The organism is Streptomyces viridochromogenes DSM 40736 (assembly GCF_000158955.1).
Lineage (GTDB): Bacteria > Actinomycetota > Actinomycetes > Streptomycetales > Streptomycetaceae > Streptomyces > Streptomyces venetus.
The window spans coordinates 2,053,159-2,074,361 of record NZ_GG657757.1 but is presented as its reverse complement, the minus strand read 5'-3'; the positions used below and the strand labels follow the sequence as shown (position 1 = coordinate 2,074,361).

The window sequence follows — 21,203 nt, the reverse complement described above, 5'->3', positions numbered from 1 at the left end:
GGTCCACGGGGAGGCCCGGATGATCGAAACGCCGTCCCTAGTGGACCAGTACTGCCACGGAGTACTCCGCACAGAACTGGGCCTCGGCACCTTCGAGGCCCAGCTCTCCCGCACGGAGGGCCCACCCGCCCCCGGCACCACCCTCTTCGACACCCAGACCGGCTTCGCCGTGCGGCGCTGGTGCCCACCCCTGCTCGGCCTCGAACCGCACTGCACACCCGCCCGCTACCTCGCCCGCCGCCGGGAACTGGGCGTCCTGGAGTCCGCCCGCCGGCTCCTGCGCGGCAGCGGCATCACGACGTACCTGGTCGACACGGGGCTGCCCGGCGACCTGACGGAACCCGGCGAGCTGGCCTCCGCCGGAGCCGCCGAGGCCCACGAGATCGTGCGGCTGGAGTTGCTCGCCGAGCAGGTCGCCGACACCTCGGGGACCGTCGAGTCCTTCCTCGCCAACCTCGCCGAGTCCGTGCACGCCGCCGCCGCGAACGCCGTCGCCTTCACCTCCGTCGCGGGCGTACGGCACGGCCTCGCGCTCGCGCCGGAACCACCCGGGCCGGGGGAGGTGCGGGGGGCCGCCGGCCGCTGGCTCGCGGGGCGCGGTGTCGGCGGGGAGCTGAGCGATCCCGTGCTGCTGCGGCATCTGCTGTGGAGCGCCGTCGCCTCGGGCCGGCCGCTCCAGCTGCACGCGGGGCTCGGCGCGCCGGGCCTGCGGATCGACCGTACGGATCCGGTGCTGCTGACGGACTTCGTGCGGGCCACGGCCGGTCTCGGCACCGACCTCGTCCTGCTGCACGGCTATCCGTACCACCGGCACGCCGCCCACCTGGCCGGTGTCTTCCCGCACGTCTACGCCGACTGCGGCGCCGCCCTCGTCCGCACCGGCGCCCGGGCCGCGACGGTTCTCGCGGAGATCCTGGAACTGGCCCCGTTCGGCAAGATCCTCTTCTCCAGCGGCGCGCGGGGGCTGCCCGAACTGCACGTGGTGGCCGCGCACCTGTTCCGCGAGGCCCTCGGCCGGGTGCTCGGCACCTGGGTCGCCGAGGGCGCCTGGTCGCTCTCCGACGCGCAGCGGGTCGCCGGGATGCTGGCGTCGGGGAACGCGCGCCGCGTGTACGGGCTCGACTAGGCCTTGGTCAGCGTGGCGCTCTCGGCAGCAGGTCCCGGTACGCCGGCGATCGGCTCCGGCCGTTCGCGCAGCGACAGCACCACCCGCAGCACCCAGATCCACATCACGGCCGAGCCCAGCATGTGCAGGCCGACCAGGACCTCCGGCAGGTCCGTGAAGTACTGGACGTAGCCGATGACACCCTGCGCGAGCAGGACGAGGAACAGCTCGCGGGTGCGGTTGAGCGGGCCGCGCGGGGCGTCGACCGCCTTGAGGACGAACCACAGGGCGAACGTCAGCGTCACCACGATCCACGCTAGCACGGCGTGCAGCTTGCTCACCGTCTCCCAGTCGACCGGCATCCGCTCGACCTCGCTGGAGTCCCCGGCGTGCGGGCCCGCCCCGGTGACCACCGTGCCGACCAGGATGAGCAGGACGGCGGCCGCGACCAGGAACCAGACCAGCTGCTGCACGGCCTTGCCGACCAGCGGGCGCGGCGGGGCGTCGCCCTCACGGACGCGCTGCCACATCACCGTCGCCACCGCGATCAGCGCCGAGGTCGCCACGAAGTGGGCCGCGACCGTGTACGGGTTGAGACCGACCAGCACCACGATGCCGCCGAGCACCGCGTTGCTCATCTCGATTCTAGTACTACAGCCAGCCAGCCGGACCAGCGCGCGGTACGGCTTTTGTGAAGCGCGCGGCGATGATCGTCAGCCGACGGCCGCGCACAGCACGTACGTCAGCATGCGGTTGCCGAACTCGATGGCGCCATGGACGCCCATCTCGCCGGTGGCGGTGAGCGAGTCGGTGGTGCACTTGGGCCAGGTCGGGCAGCCGAGGCCCGAGCCGGTCAGCCGTACGGCACCGCCGGTGACCACGATGAGCACCGACATCACGATGGCGGACAGGGCCGCGCGCTGGACCGTCCGGGGTTCCGGGGTCCAGCGGTCGGCGATGAAGGCGAGCGGGTTGCGCAGGGCCGCCCTGGCGTCGGCGCGGGTCACTTTTGGCACGCGTCCCATCGTAGGGCGCCGCTTGTGCACGCTTTCACGAGGGTCGGTCATGGGCTCACTCCCAGCGGAAGAACCGTCCGGCCGCGGCCAGTCCCAGGACCGCCCAGACGCCGAGGATCCCCAGGTCGCCCCAGGGCATGGCGGCGCCGTGCCGCAGCACGTCCCGCAGGCCGTCGGACAGCGCGGAGATGGGCAGCAGGCCGAGTACGTCCTGCGCGCCGGAGGGGAACTTGTCGAGCGGGACGATGACCCCGCCGCCCACGAGCAGCAGCAGGAACACCAGGTTGGCGGCGGCGAGCGTCGCCTCGGCCTTCAGGGTCCCGGCCATCAGCAGGCCGAGGCCCGAGAAGGCGGCCGTGCCGAGGACCAGGAGCAGCAGGACCGCGAACGGGTTGCCCTGCGGCGACCAGCCGAGCCCGAAGGCGATGACCGTCAGCAGCACCACCTGGAGCACCTCGGTGACCAGCACGGACAGCGTCTTCGCCGTCATCAGGCCCCAGCGGGGCAGGGGCGAGGAGGCGAGCCGCTTCAGCACGCCGTAGCGGCGCTCGAAGCCGGTCGCGATCGCCTGCCCGGTGAAGGCGGTCGACATCACCGCGAGCGCGAGGATGCCGGGCGCGAGGAAGTCGACCGCCTCGCCCGCACCCGTGTCGACGATGTCGACGGTGCTGAAGAGCACCAGGAGCAGGGTCGGGATGACGACCGTCAGCAGCAGCTGCTCGCCGTTGCGCAGCAGCATCTTCGTCTCGAGCGCGGCCTGGGCCGCGATCATGCGGGCGAGGGGCGCGGCCCCCGGCTTCGGCGCGTAGAGGCCGGTGGCGGTCACGAACGCAGCTCCTTACCCGTGAGCTCCAGGAAGACGTCTTCGAGGGTGTGCCGCTCCACCGAGATCTTCTCCGGCATCACGCCGTGCTGGGCGCACCAGGAGGTGACCGTCGCGAGCAGCTGGGGGTTGACCTTGCCGACGACCCGGTAGGAGCCCGGTGTCAGTTCGGCGGCCGAGGAGTCGGCGGGCAGTGCCTTGAGCAGGGAGCCGACGTCCAGTCCGGGGCGGCCGGAGAAGCGGAGCGTGTTCTCGGCGCCGCCGCGGCACAGTTCCTCCGGCGACCCCTGGGCGATGACCCGGCCCCCGTCGATGATCGCCACGTCGTCGGCGAGCTGCTCGGCCTCGTCCATGTAGTGCGTGGTGAGGATCACCGAGACGCCGTCGGCGCGCAGGTCCCGGACCAGGTCCCAGGTGGCGCGGCGGGCCTGCGGGTCGAGTCCGGCGGTCGGCTCGTCCAGGAACACCAGCTCGGGGCGCCCCACCACGGCCATCGCGAGAGCGAGCCGCTGCTGCTGCCCGCCCGACAGCCGCCGGTACGTCGTACGGCCGCACGAGCCGAGCCCGAGGCGTTCGATGAGCGCGTCCACGTCCAGCGGGTGCGCGTGCAGCTTGGCGACGTGGCGGAGCATCTCGTCGGCGCGGGAGCCCGAGTAGACGCCGCCGGACTGGAGCATCACGCCGATGCGGGGCCGCAGGTCCCGGGACTGTCTGACCGGGTCGAGGCCCAGGACGCGCACCGTGCCGGAGTCCGGCTTCCGGTACCCCTCGCAGGTCTCGACCGTGGTCGTCTTGCCCGCCCCGTTGGGGCCGAGCACGGCGGTCACGCCCTCCCGGGCCACCAGGTCGAGGCCGTCCACCGCGGTCTTCGTGCCGTACCGCTTCACCAGGGCCTGGACCTGGACCACGGGCTCACTTCGCATGGGTCCAGAGTCTAGGTAGGCCGGACGGGGCTCAGACCGGGGGGTGCGGGAATTCCTCCTCGCGGGAGCGGTGGAGCGCCAGCCACCGTTCGGCGTAGGCCACGGCGTCCGTCACCGGGAACAGGCGCGCCTCGGCGGCGCCCACCTTTCCGCGGACGACGGGACGGTCCCGTTCGAAGTCGTAGCCCAGCTCGTCGAAGCGGTCGGAGCTGATGGACACCTCGACCACGGTCTCCCAGCCCTCGGGGCCCGGCCTGCCGACGGCGACGCGCGGGGACGGTATCCGGTACTCGGCGAGGTGAAAGGCGGTGCAGGAGGCGTAGCCGGCGCCGAGCAGCAACACCCGGGCGCCCATCGCCTCCAGCCTCGCGAGCGGGCTGCGCTCCCCGAGCCGGCAGTCGGGCGCGTGTCCCTCGACCACCTCCGCCGCGTGCCGGCCGAGCGCGGCGAACGAGGTCTGGGGGTGCGCGCTGCGCAGTGCGCCGGGCCAGGTGCGCACGGTCTCCGGGACGACGCCGACCCCGCGGGCGGGCGTGATGCGCGGGTCGTAGGCGGGCATCGTGGCGCGGATCGCCGGCCACCACTGCGGGGGCACGGGCGGATCGCTCCACAGCGCCGGGTCCGACAGGTCGCCGGTCTGCGTCGGAACCACCAGCGTGCCGTCCGGGCCGACCGCGTCGAGCAGCCCTCGTACCACCGCGACGGCGCCGCCGTTGACCCAGCCGAGCGAGCTGAGCGAGGAGTGCACCAGGAGGGTCTCGCCGGGCCGCACGCCCAGCTCGCACAGCTGCGTGTGCAGCGTGTCCCGAGTGACAAGTGGGCCGGTCGGAGGGGGTGTGGACATGGTTCGGGAGTCTCCCCGACGCGGCCCCGGCATGCCACCCGTTTGATCGATCGGAGATCGTTTCCGCAGGTCGGATTAGGTATACCTAAGTGACGCAGGGCACCGCCCGGTCGGGCGGACGTGGCTTGCCCGTCCCCGAGGAATTACGCAACAATGGCGTTGTGAAAAACGTCGGCGAGGCTCGGGAGACCCCCGCGGGGGCCCCGCAGGAGGAGCTCGCGACCGGGGAGCGGTCCACCCGCAACCGCGTCGCGCGGTCCATCCTGGACCACGGCCCGTCGACCGTCGCCGAGCTCGCCGAGCGCCTGGGACTCACCCAGGCGGCCGTACGCCGGCACCTCGACGCCCTCGCGGGCGACGGTGTCGTCGAGGCGCGCGAGCAGCGGGTCTACGGCGCGCGTACCCGCGGCCGCCCGGCCAAGGCGTTCGCCCTGACGGACTACGGCCGGGACGCCTTCGACCAGTCGTACGACAAGCTCGCCGCGGACGCCCTGCGCTGGATCGCCGACCGCGAGGGCGGCAACGAGGCGATCGCCGCCTTCGCCCGCGCCAGGATCGCCGCGCAGGCCGGCGCGTACCGCGAGGCGGTCGAGGCCGCCACGCCCGAAGAGCGGACCGAAGCGCTGGCCAAGGCCCTGAGCGCGGACGGGTACGCTGCTACGGCGCGCAGCGCGCCCCACCCGCAGAAGGGTGAGCAGCTCTGCCAGCACCACTGCCCGGTCGCCCATGTCGCCGAGCAGTTCCCCCAGCTGTGCGAGGCGGAGACGGAATTTTTCGCCGAGCTGCTCGGTACGCATGTACAGCGGCTCGCCACCATCGCGCACGGCGACGGCGTCTGCACGACGTTCATCCCCAAGATTTCCCACAACGCATCCGCAAGCACGGCCGGGAGGAACCCCGCATGACTCTCCCCACGGAGACTGCCCACCCTGAGCTCGAGGGCCTGGGCAAGTACGAGTACGGCTGGGCCGACTCCGACACGGCCGGCGCCTCTGCCAAGCGCGGCATCAACGAGGACGTCGTCCGGGACATCTCCGACAAGAAGAGCGAGCCGGAGTGGATGACCAAGCTCCGTCTCAAGGGTCTGCGCCTGTTCGAGAAGAAGCCCATGCCGAACTGGGGCTCGGACCTGTCGGGGATCGACTTCGACAACATCAAGTACTTCGTGCGCTCCACGGAGAAGCAGGCGGCGTCCTGGGAGGACCTGCCCGAGGACATCAAGGCCACGTACGACAAGCTCGGCATCCCCGAGGCGGAGAAGCAGCGCCTCGTCGCCGGTGTCGCCGCCCAGTACGAGTCCGAGGTCGTCTACCACCAGATCCGCGAGGACCTGGAGGAGCAGGGCGTCATCTTCCTGGACACCGACACGGCCCTGAAGGAGCACCCGGAGCTCTTCAAGGAGTACTTCGGGACCGTCATCCCCGTCGGTGACAACAAGTTCGCGTCGCTGAACTCCGCCGTGTGGTCGGGCGGCTCCTTCATCTACGTGCCGCCGGGCGTCCACGTGGAGATCCCGCTCCAGGCCTACTTCCGCATCAACACGGAGAACATGGGCCAGTTCGAGCGGACCCTGATCATCGTCGACGAGGGTGCCTACGTGCACTACGTCGAGGGCTGCACCGCCCCGATCTACAAGTCGGACTCGCTGCACTCCGCGGTCGTCGAGATCATCGTCAAGAAGAACGCCCGCTGCCGCTACACGACCATCCAGAACTGGTCGAACAACGTCTACAACCTGGTCACCAAGCGCGCCGTGGCCTACGAGGGCGCGACCATGGAGTGGGTCGACGGCAACATCGGCTCCAAGGTGACGATGAAGTACCCGGCCGTCTACCTGATGGGCGAGCACGCCAAGGGCGAGACCCTGTCCATCGCCTTCGCCGGCGAGGGCCAGCACCAGGACGCGGGCGCCAAGATGGTCCACATGGCCCCCAACACGTCCTCGAACATCGTCTCCAAGTCGGTGGCGCGAGGCGGTGGCCGTACCTCCTACCGCGGTCTCATCGAGATCGGCGAGGGCGCCCCGGGCTCCAAGTCGAACGTGCTCTGTGACGCGCTCTTGGTCGACACGATCTCCCGCTCGGACACCTACCCCTACGTGGACGTCCGCGAGGACGACGTGTCCATGGGCCACGAGGCGACCGTCTCCAAGGTCTCCGAGGACCAGCTCTTCTACCTGATGAGCCGCGGTCTGTCGGAGGACGAGGCCATGGCGATGATCGTGCGCGGCTTCGTCGAGCCCATCGCCAAGGAGCTCCCCATGGAGTACGCGCTGGAGCTCAACCGGCTGATCGAGCTGCAGATGGAAGGCGCGGTCGGTTAATCCGGTCCGCAATCCCATCAAGCCCTCTACGTAACGGAAAGCGAGCACTACGACAGCCATGGCTGAGGCCCAGAATGCCCCGGTGGGCTCCACCACCACCGGCTCGATCGCGGTGGCGGCCGAGTCGACCGTCGCCACCCGCATGAGCGCGCCCCCCTCCTACGACGTGGCGGACTTCCCCGTCCCGCACGGCCGGGAGGAGGAGTGGCGGTTCACCCCGCTGGAGCGCCTGCGCGGCCTGCACGACGGCACCGCCGTCGCCACCGGCAACGGAGTGAAGGTCGACGTCCAGGCCCCCGAGGGCGTCACCGTCGAGGCCGTCGGCCGCGACGACGCCCGGCTCGGCAAGGCGGGCATCCCGGTGGACCGCGTCGCCGCCCAGGCCTACTCCGCCTTCGAGAAGGCCTCGGTCGTGACCGTGCCGAAGGAGACCGTCCTCACCGAGCCGATCCGCATCGCGGTGCACGGCGAGGGCGGCACCGCCTTCGGCCACCAGGTGATCGAGCTGGGCCCCTTCGCCGAGGCCGTCGTGGTCATCGACCACACCGGTGACGCGGTGCTCGCCGCCAACGTCGACTACCTCCTGGGCGACGGCGCCAAGCTGACCGTCGTCTCCGTCCAGGACTGGGACGACAAGGCCGTCCACATCGCCCAGCACAACGCCCTTGTCGGGCGCGACGCCTCCTTCAAGTCGGTCGTCGTCACCTTCGGCGGCGACGTCGTCCGGCTGCACCCGCGCGTCAGCTACGCCGGCCCCGGCGGCGAGGCCGAGCTGTTCGGCCTGTACTTCACCGACCGCAGCCAGCACCAGGAGCACCGCCTCCTGGTCGACCACAACGTCCCGCACTGCAAGTCGAACGTCGTCTACAAGGGCGCGCTCCAGGGCGACGACGCGCACGCGGTGTGGATCGGCGACGTGCTCATCGAGGCCGCGGCCGAGGGCACCGACACGTACGAGATGAACCGCAACCTGGTCCTCACGGACGGCGCGCGCGTGGACTCCGTACCGAACCTCGAGATCGAGACCGGCGAGATCGTCGGCGCCGGCCACGCCTCGGCGACCGGCCGCTTCGACGACGAGCAGCTCTTCTACCTCATGGCCCGCGGCATCCCGGAGTACGAGGCCCGCCGACTGGTGGTCCGCGGCTTCTTCGCCGAACTGGTCCAGCAGATCGGCCTCCCCGACATCGAGGAGCGTCTGATCGCCAAGATCGAGGAGGAGCTGGAGGCGTCGGTCGGATGACCGCATTCGTACGCGTCTGTGGGCTGGGCGAGCTGGAGGAGGACACCCCGAAGCGGGTGGAACTCGACGGCACGCCCCTGTCCATCGTGCAGACCGAGGGCGAGGTGTTCGCGATCCACGACATCTGCTCGCACGCGAACGTCTCCCTGTCGGAGGGCGAGGTCGACGACTGCCACATCGAGTGCTGGCTGCACGGCTCGCGCTTCGACCTCCGTTCCGGCAAGCCCGACGCCCTTCCGGCGACGCGCCCCGTCCCCGTATACCCCGTAAAGATCGAAGGGGACGACGTGCTCGTCTCCCTCACCCAGGAGTCCTGAGGCACCCATGGCAACGCTTGAAATCCGAGACCTGCACGTCACCGTCGAGGCCGACAACGCCACGAAGGAGATCCTCAAGGGCGTCGACCTCACCGTGAAGCAGGGCGAGACGCACGCCATCATGGGCCCCAACGGCTCCGGCAAGTCGACCCTCGCCTACTCCCTCGCGGGTCACCCGAAGTACACCATCACCGGCGGCACCGTCACCCTCGACGGCGAGGACGTCCTGGAGATGTCCGTCGACGAGCGTGCCCGCGCCGGCCTGTTCCTCGCCATGCAGTACCCGGTCGAGGTCCCCGGCGTCTCCGTCTCCAACTTCCTGCGCACCTCCGCCACCGCCACCCGCGGCGAGGCCCCCAAGCTGCGCACCTGGGTGAAGGAGGTCAAGGAGGCCATGGAGCGCCTCAACATGGACCCGGCCTTCGCCGAGCGCAACGTCAACGAGGGCTTCTCCGGCGGTGAGAAGAAGCGCCACGAGATCCTCCAGCTGGAACTGCTCAAGCCGAAGGTCGCGATCCTCGACGAGACCGACTCCGGTCTGGACGTCGACGCCCTGCGCGTCGTGTCGGAGGGCGTCAACCGCGTCCGCGAGACGGGCGAGGTCGGCACCCTGCTGATCACCCACTACACGCGCATCCTCCGTTACATCAAGCCCGACCACGTGCACGTCTTCTCCGGCGGCCGGATCGTCGAGTCCGGCGGTGCGGAGCTCGCCGACAAGCTGGAGAACGAGGGCTACGAGGCATACACGAAGGGTGGCGCATCCGCGTGACACAGCTGCCGGGCCTCCTCGACACAGAGGCGCTCCGCAAGGACTTCCCGATCCTGGACCGCCAGGTCCACGACGGTCAGAAGCTCGTGTACCTGGACAACGCGGCGACCAGCCAGAAGCCGCGCCAGGTACTGGACGCCCTGAGCGAGTACTACGAGCGCTACAACGCCAACGTCCACCGTGGCGTGCACGTCCTCGCCGAGGAGGCCACGGCGCTGTACGAGGGCGCGCGCGACAAGGTCGCGGAGTTCATCAACGCGCCGAGCCGCGACGAGGTGATCTTCACCAAGAACGCCTCGGAGTCGCTCAACCTCGTGGCCAACATGCTGGGCTGGGCCGACGAGCCCTACCGCGTGGACTCCGAGACCGAGATCGTCATCACGGAGATGGAGCACCACTCCAACATCGTGCCGTGGCAGCTGCTCGCGCAGCGCACCGGCGCGAAGCTGAAGTGGTTCGGCCTGACCGACGACGGCCGCCTGGACCTGTCCAACATCGACCAGGTCATCACGGAGAAGACGAAGATCGTCTCCTTCGTGCTGGTCTCCAACATCCTGGGCACCCAGAACCCGGTCGAGGCCATCGTGCGCCGCGCCCAGGAGGTCGGCGCCCTGGTCTGCGTCGACGCCTCGCAGGCCGCGCCGCACATGCCGCTGGACGTGCAGGCCCTCCAGGCCGACTTCGTGGCCTTCACCGGCCACAAGATGTGCGGCCCGACCGGCATCGGCGTCCTCTGGGGCCGTCAGGAGCTCCTGGAGGACCTGCCTCCGTTCCTCGGCGGCGGCGAGATGATCGAGACGGTGTCGATGCACTCGTCGACGTACGCCCCGGCGCCCCACAAGTTCGAGGCGGGCACGCCGCCGATCGCCCAGGCGGTCGGGCTCGGCGCGGCGATCGACTACCTCAACTCGATCGGCATGGACAAGATCTTCGCCCACGAGCACGCGCTCACCGAGTACGCGGTGAAGCGGCTCCTGGAGGTCCCGGACATCAGGATCATCGGCCCCACCACGGCCGAGGAGCGGGGCGCGGCGATCTCCTTCACTCTCGGGGACATCCACCCGCACGACGTGGGCCAGGTCCTCGACGAGCAGGGCATCGCGGTCCGGGTCGGCCACCACTGCGCGCGGCCGGTCTGCCTGCGCTACGGAATTCCTGCGACCACACGAGCGTCGTTCTATCTGTACTCCACGCCGGCCGAGATCGACGCGCTGGTCGACGGCCTGGAGCACGTACGGAACTTCTTCGGCTGAGAGGCGTGCGGAAACCGTGAAGCTGGATTCGATGTACCAGGAAGTCATCCTGGACCACTACAAGCACCCGCACGGGCGGGGCTTGCGGGATGGCGACGCCGAGGTGCACCACGTCAACCCCACGTGCGGTGACGAGATCACGCTGCGCGTGAAGTACGACGGCACGACGATCGAGGACGTCTCGTACGAGGGCCAGGGCTGCTCGATCAGCCAGGCGAGCGCGTCCGTCCTGAACGAACTCCTCGTCGGCAAGGACCTCTCCGACGCGCGGAAGATCCAGGAGACCTTCCTGGAGCTGATGCAGTCCAAGGGGAAGCTGGAGCCCGACGACGCGATGGAGGAGATCCTGGAGGACGCGGTCGCGTTCGCCGGGGTGTCCAAGTACCCGGCCCGGGTCAAGTGTGCCCTGCTGAGCTGGATGGCCTGGAAGGACGCGACGGCCCAGGTGCTGGGCGGAGCCGACGCCGAGAAGGAGACGACGGCATGAGCGAGACCGTGGAGATGAAGCCGGCCTCGGAGGAGGAACTCCGTGAGGCCCTGATGGACGTCGTCGACCCCGAGCTGGGCATCGACGTCGTCAATCTCGGCCTCATTTACGGCATCCACGTCGACGAGTCCAACATCGCGACCGTCGACATGACCCTGACGTCGGCGGCCTGCCCGCTGACGGACGTCATCGAGGACCAGGCCAAGTCCGCCACGGACGGCCTCGTCAGCGAACTGCGCATCAACTGGGTCTGGATGCCCCCGTGGGGCCCCGACAAGATCACGGACGACGGGCGTGAGCAGCTTCGGGCTCTCGGCTTCAACGTCTGAGATCACTGACGGACGAAAGGGGCGGCACCCTCCCGGGTGCCGCCCCTTGTCCGTGCTCGGACCAGCCCGGATGCTCAGTCGAGCCCGGCCACCAGCCGGAACGCCGAGTCCGCGCGGTACAGGCCGTCGTACTGGTACGGCTCCAGGCGGAGCTGGAAGTTGCGGTGGCGCAGGAAGCGGCCCGGGTAGTTCACCGACTCCAGCATGACCGCGCCGGAGTGGGACGCCGGGCGGGGGCAGAAGGTGGCGTCCTTGCCGAACAGGGAGGAGCCGTCGTTGCGCTCGGCGCGCAGGACGAAGCTGCGGTGGCGCAGGTAGCCGCCGTCGGCCGTGGCGAAGGAGTAGCAGGAGGAGTCGGCCAGGCCCGCCACCCGCTCGAAGGTGGCGTCGCCGCGGTCCGAGGCCGAGCCGGGCGCGGCGAGGGTGACGTAGCCGCCGCTGATCTGCCAGTAGCGGTCGGGGTAGTTGACCGAGCGTATGGACGTCCCGTGCGTAGCCGGGGGCTTCGGCGGTTTCGACGTCCGGTCGGCCGCCGGCGGCTTGGGCTTCTTCCGAGGGGGCTCGGGCTTGGCGTCAGGACTGGGCGATGCACTCGTCGTGGGCGTAGGAGACGGGCGGCGGTACTCCTTGCCGGGCCGGTCCGTGCCCTTCTCGGAGGGCGTCGCGAACGAGATCAGGCCGCCCGGGGCCGAGCTGCTGAGTGTCGACGGCTGCGCCGCCGCGGGGGTCGGCTCGCCCGACCGGCTGTCCATCACCGTGATCGCCGTCACGCACGCGGTGACCGTGGCCACCGCGAGGGCTCCCGCCAGCCAGAGGCGTCGGGTGCCCGGTGCCCGGCTGGTGTCCGGGGCCCAGCCGCTCTCCCACGGATGGTCCTGCGGGGGCCGGGACTTCTCTTCTGACATGCGTTGATTTCCTCCGACGGGCACCCTTGACGGCGGCGCAGTTGTGGTGGCCCGGTGTGTGATCGGTGACACCGTAGTGGAGCCCGTGGATCTCCGGCAGGAGTTTGGAGAGAGCGGTTTCCAGACTTTTGTTGTGTACGGGCGTACATATGCTGTGTACGCTTGTACATATGGGTTACTTGCTGCTTTCCGCGGCCATCGCCGCCGAGGTGGGCGCGACCACCGCCATGAAGTACAGCGAGGGCTTCAGCAGGCTCGGACCCTCGGTGCTCACGTTCCTCGGATACGTCGTCTCCTTCACGCTGCTCGCCCAGACGCTGAAGAGCGTCTCCATGGGCACGGCCTACGCGATCTGGGCCGGCGTCGGCACCGCCGCCATCGCGACGATCGGGATGGTCTTCATGGGTGAGGGGATGACCGTCGCCAAGGCCGCCGGTCTCGCGCTGATCATCGTCGGGGTCGTGGTGCTGAACCTGGGAGGTGCCCACTGATGCCCCGGCGCCACGATCCCGAGCGGCGGCAGCGGATCATCGACGCGGCGATCCGGGTCGTCGGGGCGAAGGGAATCGCCGGGCTGAGCCACCGCAGTGCCGCCGCCGAGGCCGATGTGCCGCTCGGCTCGACGACGTACCACTTCAAGACCCTCGACGAGCTGCTGGTCGCCGCGCTGCGGCAGGCCAACGAAGGCTTCGCCAAGGTGATCGCCTCGCGCGGCGGCCTGGAGGACCCCCGGACCGACCTGGCGGCCGAACTCGCCGGGTCGATGGGGGAGTGGCTCGCGGGCGACCGGACGGGGGTCGAGCTGGAGTACGAGCTCTACCTCGCCGCCCTGCGCCGGCCCGCCCTGCGGCCCGTCGCCGACGAGTGGGCCGAGCAGGTCGCCGAGTCGCTGTCCCGGCGCACGGACCCGGTGACCGCGCGGGCGCTGGTGGCGGTCGTGGACGGCATCTGTCTCCAGGTGCTGCTGACCGGCGTGCCCTACGACGAGTCGTACGCGCGGGAGGTGCTGGGACGGATCGTCGCCGGGGCCCGGGAATGATGCCGGCGGGGCGAGGCGGCGAGGCGTCCGTGCTGCTGAGGGGTGCCCCGCACGGGCGGATACCGCCCGTCCCGTGAGACGCCCCCGCACCGGTTCGCATCGACCGGCGTATGCCGGTTAGGTTGCCCTCATGACCGACACGACTGCTCCTCGCACCACCGGCGCCGTGGCCGCCGGCCTCGCCACGATCGCCGCCGACGGCACCGTCCTCGACACCTGGTTCCCCGCGCCCGAACTGGCGGCCGAGCCCGGCCCGTCCGGCACCGAGCGGCTCTCCGCCGAACAGGCCGCGGAGCTGCTCGGCGGCGGCGCGACCGCGGCGATCGGCCCGGACACCCGCCGGGGTGTCGAGGTGGTCGCGGTCCGCACGGTCATCTCCTCGCTCGACGAGAAGCCGGTCGACGCGCACGACGTCTACCTGCGTCTGCACTTGCTCTCGCACCGCCTGGTCAAGCCGCACGGCCAGAGCCTCGACGGCATCTTCGGCCACCTCGCCAATGTCGCCTGGACCTCGCTCGGCCCGGTCGCCGTCGACGACATCGAGAAGGTGCGGCTGAACGCGCGCGCCGAGGGCCTGCACCTCCAGGTGACCTCCGTCGACAAGTTCCCGCGCATGACGGACTACGTGGCCCCGAAGGGCGTCCGGATCGCCGACGCCGACCGGGTCCGCCTCGGTGCGCACCTCTCCGAGGGCACCACCGTGATGCACGAGGGCTTCGTCAACTTCAACGCCGGCACGCTCGGCACGTCGATGGTCGAGGGCCGCATCTCCGCGGGCGTCGTGATCGGCGACGGCTCGGACATCGGCGGCGGCGCCTCCACGATGGGCACCCTGTCCGGCGGCGGCAACGTGATCATCTCCATCGGCGAGCGCTGCCTGATCGGCGCCGAGGCGGGCGTCGGCATCGCCCTCGGCGACGAGTGCGTCGTCGAGGCCGGCCTCTACGTCACCGCCGGCACCCGCGTCACCATGCCCGACGGCCAGATCGTCAAGGCCCGCGAGCTGTCCGGCGCGTCCAACATCCTCTTCCGCCGCAACTCGGTCACCGGCGCGGTCGAGGCCCGGCCGAACAACGCGGTGTGGGGCGGTCTGAACGAGGTCCTGCACAGCCACAACTGATCACGGACGGCCGTGACCCGCTGGTCGCCTCGTCAACCAGCGGGTCTGCCGGCGAGGGCATGCGCCAAGCCGAGCAGCTCGCCCAGCCGGGGTTCGTCGCTGTGGGGGGAGGCGAGGGCGGACCGCTCCGGGTCGGTGAGCGGGACGAGCGGGCGCTGAAGGACCGAGGCGGGGTGGTGCAGGTCGTGCACCCGGGTGACCCTGGCCGAGGACCGCTGCCATCCACGGACGGTGACGTCGGCGTAACCGGAGTAGGCGACGAAACGTCCTCCGGGCGGGGCGGCCACCGTCTTGAGTACGGTGCCGTCACCGACGAGGAGATCCGGGGCCGGGCACGGTCTGAGACCGTCGGTGGTGTCGAAGAAGTGGACACGGTCCTCGCTGTGCGCGATGCCGCAGACGATGCCCCAGGCCGGCACGGCGGCGAGCTCCGACAAGGGAGGTGTGTCGAGTCGGCGGATCGGACGCAGACCGAAGCCGTCCCATTGCCAGAGGACCACACCGCCGCGTGAGTCGGCGGTCAGCAGCAGATCCTCATCGGCGAAGACCAGATCTCTCACCTCCGTGTTGCCCGCGGACGCGGCAGCGAGCATCTGGGAGTACCGCGCGTCCGTCGCGACGAGCCGGTAGCCGTCGCACAGGACCAGCCGGTCACCGTCGGGCGCTACCGCGATCCGACGGGCCGACGTCAGACCCCAGTCGCTGAAGCTCACGTTCCGCAGGCGTCCGGCGGAGTCCTGCACGATCGCGGCCGGGGCGAGTGCCAGCCCGCCCACGAACCCGTCGGCCGTGGCAACGACGTTCATGCCCGTGAGCATCGCGTCACGGGCCAGCACCGTCGTGCCGTCGGGCCCGTGGCGGACGAGCTCGCGTCCGGGTTCGCGGCCTCCGTGCGACCGTACGGCGACCACCTCGCGAGACCCGAGGCAGGCCAGGGACTCATGGTTCACCGGGCCATGGGAGAGCACCGTACGGCGCCCCGAGTCGAGGTCGAGTGTCTCGATGATCTCGCGCCCGCCACCCGACCGCCGCCCGGCACCGACATCGACTCTCGCCACCGCCAGGACCGCGCTGCCGGGGCGGCGCGAGAAAGAGCAGTGCCTGGCCGAGTAGAGGTGCAGTTCGTCGGGGAGCGGCCTGGTGGCGGCCCGCACGGCGTCATCGATCAGAGCTGCGCTGCGGCGCGCGGACGTGGCACGCAGCCGGTCCAGCAGGTGGCGGTCCGCGGGGTCCGCGGGGAGCCAGCCGCGACGGGGTATGCGTCGGGCCATCCGCACGGCGTCCACCAGGGGCGCCTCGCGCAGCAGCGCCCACAACTGCGGCCAGTCCCGGGCGCGGGCCAGCGCGCGAGCCTCGGAGTCGAGTCGCCGGGGCGGGCGTGGACGCCGGGGGAACGGTGGCATCGCAGAGCGGTGCACGGTGGGGACGGTGGTGGGCACACGGACCGTGAGGCGATCGAGGTCGACCTCCCGGGAACGAGCGCCCGCTTCGGGATCCTCCGGAAGACCGGCCGCCAGGCGGGCGGCGTTCTGCTCGTGCAACGCGCCCACGAGGTGGTCCTCGTACGTGTCGGGCGCCGCGTGGGCCAGCCGTCGCCACATGGCGACCTGCTCCTCGCCCACCGACACCGCTTCCTCGGAACGCCCCACGTCCAGGAGGCCGGACCGCAGCGACCCCAGGGCTCGGCCATGAGATTCGGCATAGCGCAGAGGGTGGGCTTCGGCCAGCCGCCGGGTGATGGCGACCGCGTCCCGCGCGGCACCGAGGGCCTCCTCGAAGTCGCCGTCACGGGACAGCGCCCGGTACAGCGCGAGAAGCGAGTCGGCGAGTGTCGTCTCCTCGATCAGCAGGCCATCGGCCGCCAGTTGCCGGCTCAGCTCGACGGCCTCCCGCAGGGTGCTGGTCTCGTCCGGCGGTGTGAAGGTCAGGGTGGCGGCGTTGGTCAGGGCGATCGCCAGGCCCCGACGGTACTGGGGATCTCGCTCGGCGAGAGCCCGATAGATCCTTGCCGCTCGTTCATTGGCCTGGTAGGCCTCCTCCCACCGGCCGGCCCTCTCCTGGTGGGCGGCGAGGTTGGCGAGAGCTGTGGCGAGGTGCGGCTCGTACGTATCAGGGTCCGTGGCGGTGAGGCGTTCGAACAGCTCCAGCACTCTTTCCTGGGTGCTGAGTGCCTCGGCTCGCCGTCCGAGGTCGGAGAGAAAGCCCGCCACGTTCGTCAGGGCCCGGCCGAGGTGTTCCTCGTAGCGGCGCGGATCACCCGCGGCGAGTTCGCCGAACAAGGCCGCGGCGCGCTGCGTGGCCTCCAGAGCCTCCTCGGTCCGGCCGAGATCATCGAGGTGGTTGCCGTGATTGACGAAAAGCCTGGCGTGGACGGCCGGATCGCCGGTCGAGGCGAGCCGGTGTTCCAGCAGACGGACCATGACGGTCGCTCGTCCGACGGTGAGGTCCGCCGGGGCAGGATCGGGCAGGTGCGAGGCGATGTCCTCGAGCAGGCCGGCCTCGATGTCGGGCAGTCCGGCCAGGGCGGTGAGGGCGGCGCCGCCCGCCGAGACGCCGAGACCCGGGTCGGCGGCCAGTAACGGGTACAGGCAGGTGGGTCCGACATGCGGCCACCTGGCCGCCGCGACCGCCAGAGCCATGACCGGCCGGGCGGGCCCGGAGCCGTGCCGCAGCACGGTCGCCGCGGTGTCGGCCGCCCATGGCTGGGCGGGGTAGTCGGCAGGATGGCCGGGCAGCGTGAGGGCGACGAAGTCCTCCGCGAGACGGTCGGGGTAGAGGGGTTCGAGGACGGTGTCGCCCGCGGCCGCGGGCGGAGGATAGCACACGGCATGGTCGGCCAGGACGCCCGCGGTCGGCCGGCCCATCCCCAGGTCGTCCACCAGCGCGGCACCCCGCAGGGGAGGCTGGGCACCGCCCAGAGACGCCGCGAACACCGTACGGTTCATCACGGCGGGCGGTGTGGCGATCCGCGCCTGGCCCCGTTTGTCGTGCAGCAGCGTCCAGGCCAGCTGCTCCCGGTCCAGCAGGTAGACGGTCAGGCCCGCCAGGTCCTGTGGTGCCCGTCGGCCGCCGGCCCGGGCGTCCACCGCGACCAGCGCGGCCATGTGCACGGCGAGCGTGAGGCCGAAATCGGCGTGTGTCAGGTCCGGTTGTCCGGACGGCGGATCGAGACCGTACCGGGCGGCGAACCCGTGCAGGGCCGCGTGGAACATCTCCGGTCTCCCGTCCGTCCCGCCGTGCCGCTCCCCGGCGCCGGGCGGCGAGAGCGGCGACAGCTCCTGGGTGGACGTGGACACCTGCTCGTTGGCCAGGGCCGCGCGCAGCGCCGGCCAGGACGTCGTGTCGCGCGCCAGCAGAAGGACGCGGGTCGGCACTCCGTGCTGGTGCAGCAGAGCATTGCTGAACAGCCACGTCAGGCTGGTCAGCGACCACCGGTCGGCGTAGTCGACCACAAGGAGCAGACCGGCAGCGTCCGTCAGGCGCAGATCCTGACTTCCGGGCGGGGGCAGGACGCTGCCCGGCCCCTCCACGGCGGTGACCACCTTCCAGCCCAGGGACCGCATCTCGTGGGCGAGTTGATGAGCCAGCCGCGTCTTGCCCTGGCCACCCTGGCCGTGCAGCCAGCGTGCCGCTCGTGATGGTCCGCCGGTGCACCACGTACGCAGGGAGAGCAACTCGTGCTCGCGGCCGGTGAAGGGGACGACGGCGAAACGGGCGTTGAGCATCCGGCTGGGCTGCTCACGGATCCACTCGGAGCCGGGATCCTCCGGAGCGGACCAGGTGCGCAGGAGGTAGAGGGGCGTGCCGTCCCCGAAGACGTGGATGTCCGCGCCGATGGCTCCGTAGGCGAACCCACCGGTGGCCGTGACGTGTTGTGCGCTCACGGCTGGAGGTCGGGCCGATCGGCCGGCGGCTGCTGATGGACGATCAGGTTCCCGCCCTGAACCCCGAAGGCCTGGCCGTGGTCCCGGGCGTCGACGTGCTGAACCCAGTTCTGCTGTGTTCCCGGCAGCGCGCTGTTCAGATGCCGGGTCAACTCACCCAGCTCGTCGACGGCTTCAGGGTGGGCGAGCAGGAACTGCTCCACACGCAGTCGCCAGGCGGGCAGCAGACTCCGCCGCGCCTCATCGGAGTCGTCCGCGGCGCTCACCAGCGCGGCCTCTTCGTCCAACCGTGCGGCCAACTGCGCCGGTTCGCCCTCCCGGCCGCGCCCGAACACTCGCACCAGTCCGTCCCGTGCCACCTGCCAGGTGTCCGTGGCCATCGCCCCGACCAGCGCTGTGGAGGCGGCAGCGGCGAGCGCCGCCATCGAGTCGATCATCGGCTTCCCTCCCCCGTGGTGCCCATGTGCCCCCATGGTGCCACCGGAGCGGCGGATGCGGCAGGCTCAGTACCCGCCTAGCTGCTGCCGTCGGCGTGCAGCGGTGCGCCGTCCAGGGACGTGTCGGTGAGGGTGGTGCGGACCTCGGTGCTGATCTCCGTGCGGCTCAGGACGGCACAGGTGATCTTGAACAGGAGGAAGCCCGAGCGGTGCGTGCCGGTGACCATGCCCGAGTTCGTGCAGTGGGTCACGCCTTCCCGGAGCCAGTCGTACAGGCTGTGGAGGTCGTCGTCCCTCCAGCCCTCGAGGGCGGCGGCGTGGATGCCGAGGGAGATCCTTTCGGCCAGGTAGTCCGGATCGAGCACGCTCCGGAAGCGAATGGTCAGGCCCTCGAACTCGTGACCCTGGTGGAAGCCCCACCTCGCCTGTAACTCGCTGACGCCCCGAGCGAGGGGCCGGGCGGGGAGGACCCACTCGTACGCGTCCATGTGGGGCGCCGTGTGCTTCAGCCACCGGTCCTGTTCGTCCGGCCGGACCACCCAGGGAAGCGGGACATGTGGAAAGCGCGGCCATTCGACCTCGGGGCAGTCCCATCGGGTCCTCCAGGACCGGACCTTCTCCCGGTTGGCGATGTACTTGGCCCGCAGTTCTCCGGCCTGCCGCCGCTTGCGCCCGCGTAGGTCCATGCGTTCCGGCCCTCCCCTCAGCCTTGCCAGGCACTCTCCCCGCGCGCCTTCGGACCCCCAGTGTCCACCCGCTTCAGCTCCAGCCACACCCCGAACCAGGCCACGTACGAGTTGTCCGGCGTGACCTCGCAGCCGTTCCGGCAGATGAACCGGTGGACGCAGTGTCCGATCAGACGCCGAACCGACGAAACGAGGAACGGGACATGAAGAACGAGTGCGGGCGGGCCCTGACGCGCTGTCTGGCCGGGGCGGTCGCGGTGCTGGCGGTGTGCTGGCTTCCGGCGGGGGCCGCGCACGCCGACGAGACCAGCACGAACTCGCACAACGGTCACCGGTTCGGTCTGGCCAACGTCCACGTCGGCCAGATCGACGACCCCGCGGAGGACGTGCTGGAGCACACGCTGCTGTTCGGGGACGGGTACGCCTGGAACTGAGTCAGGACGTCTTGATCAGGTCGGCAGGTTCTCGTAGAGGGAGCGCAGCTCGTCGGTCCTTCCCGGGTCGGCGGGGCGCAGGGGTGCGCGGACCGGTCCGGCGGGGAGGTCCAGGGTGTTCAGGAGCGCCTTCGTCGTGACCGTGCCCGGCAGGCCCGCCGACATGATCGCCTCGATGAGGGGCGTGGCCCGCTGCTGGAGGCGGGCCGCCCGGGGCGCGTCGCCCGCGTCGAAGGCGTCCAGAACCTCCCGCAGGTGGTGCGGGATCACGTTCGCGACCGTGCTGACGTACCCCGCCCCGCCCACCGCGTACAGGGCGAGGTTGTGTTCGTCGCAGCCCGCGTAGTACGCCAGGTCCGTGCGGTCCAGCACCTTCTGGGCGGCGAGGAAGTCGTGGGAGCAGTCCTTGACCGCGACGACCGCGGGGTGTCCGGAGAGGCGGAGGATCGTCTCGGGTTCGATGCGGACCCCGGTGCGGACCGGGATGTCGTAGAGCATGAGCGGGAGTTCGGTCGCGTCCGCGACCTCGCGGAAGTGGGCCTCGATCGCCTCCTGCGGGGGCCTGTTGTAGTACGGGGCCACCACGAGCAGGCCGTCCGCGCCCGCCTTCTCGGCCTCCCGGGCGAGGTCCACGGTGTGCCGGGTGTCGGCGGTGCCGACGCCCGCGACGATCGACGCGCGGTCGGCGACGGCCTCGCGGACGGCCGTGATCAGGGCCGACTTCTCGGCGTCCGTGGTGGTCGGTGACTCGCCCGTCGTGCCGGACAGGACGACGCCGTCGCAGCCCTGTGCGACCAGGTGGGCCGCCAGGTGCTGCGCGCCGTCGAGGTCCAGTGCGCCGGAGCGGGTGAACGGGGTGATCATGGCGCAGAGGGTGCGGCCGAACGGGGGTGTCATGCCGAGTAGTGTCGGCGGCGTGACCGTGTAGCTCTAGTTACTTTTCGTTCCCTGTATTCGTAAGTGATGCTTCCCGGTTGTCTTGTGTCGGCTTCCGTTCGTGTCGGCTTCCGTCTCCGGGTTGCCTCCGGGGTGCTTCCGGGTTTCCGTGGTGGAGTGCCCTATGTCCACAGCGGGCCTTTCGGGTCACCATGGCCAGGACGGTCGGCGACGGCATTTCATGGAGGCGTCATGAAGCTCGGCAAGGCACTGGCCACCGGGGTCGCGGAGGAGCTCCCGCAGAGCCGGGACGAGGAGATCGAACTTCCGGACCTCCGGCCCGACTTCCAGGAGGCCGAGGAGGCTGCCCTGGAAGAGGCTCCGGTC

General features: G+C 70.8%; 21 protein-coding genes and 1 pseudogene. 13 read left to right on the top strand and 9 right to left on the bottom strand.

The window, feature by feature from the left end; all coding sequences use genetic code 11:
• Positions 1–19: 19 nt before the first annotated feature.
• Positions 20–1,126 carry an amidohydrolase family protein gene (locus SSQG_RS09100; protein WP_003989443.1) on the top strand — a complete coding sequence of 369 codons (1,107 nt, stop codon included), beginning with the start codon at positions 20–22 and terminating at the stop codon, positions 1,124–1,126.
• On the opposite strand, the pseudogene SSQG_RS09095 reads toward SSQG_RS09100, so the two are convergent.
• The 4 genes and pseudogenes from SSQG_RS09095 to SSQG_RS09080 all read right to left on the bottom strand — a co-directional run bounded on the left by SSQG_RS09095 (position 1,123) and on the right by SSQG_RS09080 (position 4,711).
• Positions 1,123–2,130 (bottom strand): annotated as a pseudogene (locus SSQG_RS09095) (COX15/CtaA family protein). The gene SSQG_RS09100 and the pseudogene SSQG_RS09095 sit on opposite strands and share 4 nt — an antisense overlap.
• 46 nt (positions 2,131–2,176) lie before the next feature.
• Positions 2,177–2,893, bottom strand: a complete 717-nt coding sequence (locus SSQG_RS09090; RefSeq protein ID WP_052310440.1) for an ABC transporter permease — start codon at positions 2,891–2,893, stop codon at positions 2,177–2,179.
• A 50-nt stretch (positions 2,894–2,943) separates the two neighbouring features.
• The gene (locus SSQG_RS09085) at positions 2,944–3,867 is read right to left on the bottom strand and encodes an ABC transporter ATP-binding protein (RefSeq protein ID WP_003989440.1); all 924 of its coding nucleotides are present in this window, start codon (positions 3,865–3,867) and stop codon (positions 2,944–2,946) included.
• Between the two features lie 31 nt (positions 3,868–3,898).
• Entirely contained in the window at positions 3,899–4,711 is an 813-nt protein-coding gene (locus SSQG_RS09080) for an aminoglycoside N(3)-acetyltransferase (protein ID WP_003989439.1), read from the bottom strand.
• Between the two features lie 161 nt (positions 4,712–4,872).
• Here SSQG_RS09080 and SSQG_RS09075 point away from each other — a divergent pair, with 161 nt between their 5' ends.
• Genes SSQG_RS09075 through SSQG_RS09040 form a run of 8 tightly spaced genes read left to right on the top strand, consistent with a single transcriptional unit; the run spans position 4,873 to position 11,435 of the window.
• On the top strand, positions 4,873–5,616 hold the full coding sequence (locus SSQG_RS09075) for a helix-turn-helix transcriptional regulator (RefSeq protein WP_003989438.1): 744 nt from the start codon (positions 4,873–4,875) through the stop codon (positions 5,614–5,616).
• Positions 5,613–7,034, top strand: a complete 1,422-nt coding sequence (sufB, locus tag SSQG_RS09070; protein ID WP_003989437.1) for a Fe-S cluster assembly protein SufB — start codon at positions 5,613–5,615, stop codon at positions 7,032–7,034. The genes SSQG_RS09075 and sufB overlap by 4 nt, the downstream gene beginning before the upstream one ends.
• Positions 7,035–7,092: 58 nt before the next feature.
• Complete coding sequence (gene sufD / locus SSQG_RS09065; protein ID WP_003989436.1) at positions 7,093–8,277, top strand: Fe-S cluster assembly protein SufD; 1,185 nt, start codon at positions 7,093–7,095, stop codon at positions 8,275–8,277.
• Positions 8,274–8,594 carry a non-heme iron oxygenase ferredoxin subunit gene (locus SSQG_RS09060; RefSeq protein ID WP_003989435.1) on the top strand — a complete coding sequence of 107 codons (321 nt, stop codon included), beginning with the start codon at positions 8,274–8,276 and terminating at the stop codon, positions 8,592–8,594. Before sufD ends, SSQG_RS09060 begins: the two co-directional genes overlap by 4 nt.
• A 7-nt stretch (positions 8,595–8,601) precedes the next feature.
• Positions 8,602–9,366: a Fe-S cluster assembly ATPase SufC gene (gene sufC / locus SSQG_RS09055; protein WP_003989434.1), complete on the top strand. Its 765-nt coding sequence runs from the start codon at positions 8,602–8,604 to the stop codon at positions 9,364–9,366.
• The gene (locus tag SSQG_RS09050; protein WP_003989433.1) at positions 9,363–10,619 is read left to right on the top strand and encodes a cysteine desulfurase; all 1,257 of its coding nucleotides are present in this window, start codon (positions 9,363–9,365) and stop codon (positions 10,617–10,619) included. The genes sufC and SSQG_RS09050 overlap by 4 nt, the downstream gene beginning before the upstream one ends.
• A 16-nt stretch (positions 10,620–10,635) precedes the next feature.
• Positions 10,636–11,106: a Fe-S cluster assembly sulfur transfer protein SufU gene (sufU, locus tag SSQG_RS09045; RefSeq protein ID WP_003989432.1), complete on the top strand. Its 471-nt coding sequence runs from the start codon at positions 10,636–10,638 to the stop codon at positions 11,104–11,106.
• A complete protein-coding gene (locus tag SSQG_RS09040) occupies positions 11,103–11,435 on the top strand; it encodes a metal-sulfur cluster assembly factor (protein ID WP_003989431.1) in 333 nt (110 codons plus the stop codon). The genes sufU and SSQG_RS09040 overlap by 4 nt, the downstream gene beginning before the upstream one ends.
• A gap of 74 nt (positions 11,436–11,509) precedes the next feature.
• Here SSQG_RS09040 and SSQG_RS09035 read toward each other — a convergent pair whose 3' ends face one another.
• A complete protein-coding gene (locus SSQG_RS09035; RefSeq protein ID WP_039932193.1) occupies positions 11,510–12,340 on the bottom strand; it encodes an AbfB domain-containing protein in 831 nt (276 codons plus the stop codon).
• Positions 12,341–12,510: 170 nt separating this feature from the next.
• Between SSQG_RS09035 and SSQG_RS09030 the strand changes: the two genes are divergently transcribed.
• The 3 genes from SSQG_RS09030 to dapD all read left to right on the top strand — a co-directional run bounded on the left by SSQG_RS09030 (position 12,511) and on the right by dapD (position 14,499).
• Entirely contained in the window at positions 12,511–12,831 is a 321-nt protein-coding gene (locus SSQG_RS09030) for a DMT family transporter (protein WP_003989429.1), read from the top strand.
• Positions 12,831–13,379 carry a TetR/AcrR family transcriptional regulator gene (locus SSQG_RS09025; RefSeq protein WP_039932192.1) on the top strand — a complete coding sequence of 183 codons (549 nt, stop codon included), beginning with the start codon at positions 12,831–12,833 and terminating at the stop codon, positions 13,377–13,379. Before SSQG_RS09030 ends, SSQG_RS09025 begins: the two co-directional genes overlap by 1 nt.
• A 130-nt stretch (positions 13,380–13,509) precedes the next feature.
• Entirely contained in the window at positions 13,510–14,499 is a 990-nt protein-coding gene (gene dapD / locus SSQG_RS09020) for a 2,3,4,5-tetrahydropyridine-2,6-dicarboxylate N-succinyltransferase (RefSeq protein ID WP_003989427.1), read from the top strand.
• Between the two features lie 32 nt (positions 14,500–14,531).
• On the opposite strand, the gene SSQG_RS38145 is transcribed toward dapD, so the two are convergent.
• The 3 genes from SSQG_RS38145 to SSQG_RS09005 form a co-directional block, all read right to left on the bottom strand.
• Positions 14,532–18,383, bottom strand: coding sequence for a tetratricopeptide repeat protein (locus SSQG_RS38145; protein WP_003989426.1), 3,852 nt, complete (start codon positions 18,381–18,383; stop codon positions 14,532–14,534).
• Positions 18,380–18,820 (bottom strand): hypothetical protein, encoded by a 441-nt coding sequence (locus SSQG_RS38140; protein WP_052310252.1) that lies wholly within the window; start codon positions 18,818–18,820, stop codon positions 18,380–18,382. The genes SSQG_RS38145 and SSQG_RS38140 overlap by 4 nt, the downstream gene beginning before the upstream one ends.
• Before the next feature lie 77 nt (positions 18,821–18,897).
• Positions 18,898–19,506, bottom strand: a complete 609-nt coding sequence (locus SSQG_RS09005; RefSeq protein WP_039932190.1) for a hypothetical protein — start codon at positions 19,504–19,506, stop codon at positions 18,898–18,900.
• 203 nt (positions 19,507–19,709) lie between these two features.
• On the opposite strand from SSQG_RS09005, the gene SSQG_RS09000 reads away from it, so the two are divergent.
• Positions 19,710–19,940 carry a hypothetical protein gene (locus tag SSQG_RS09000; protein WP_039932189.1) on the top strand — a complete coding sequence of 77 codons (231 nt, stop codon included), beginning with the start codon at positions 19,710–19,712 and terminating at the stop codon, positions 19,938–19,940.
• Positions 19,941–19,955: 15 nt separating this feature from the next.
• Here SSQG_RS09000 and dapA read toward each other — a convergent pair whose 3' ends face one another.
• Positions 19,956–20,837 (bottom strand): 4-hydroxy-tetrahydrodipicolinate synthase, encoded by an 882-nt coding sequence (dapA, locus tag SSQG_RS08995; RefSeq protein WP_003989421.1) that lies wholly within the window; start codon positions 20,835–20,837, stop codon positions 19,956–19,958.
• Between the last annotated feature and the right edge of the window lie 366 nt (positions 20,838–21,203).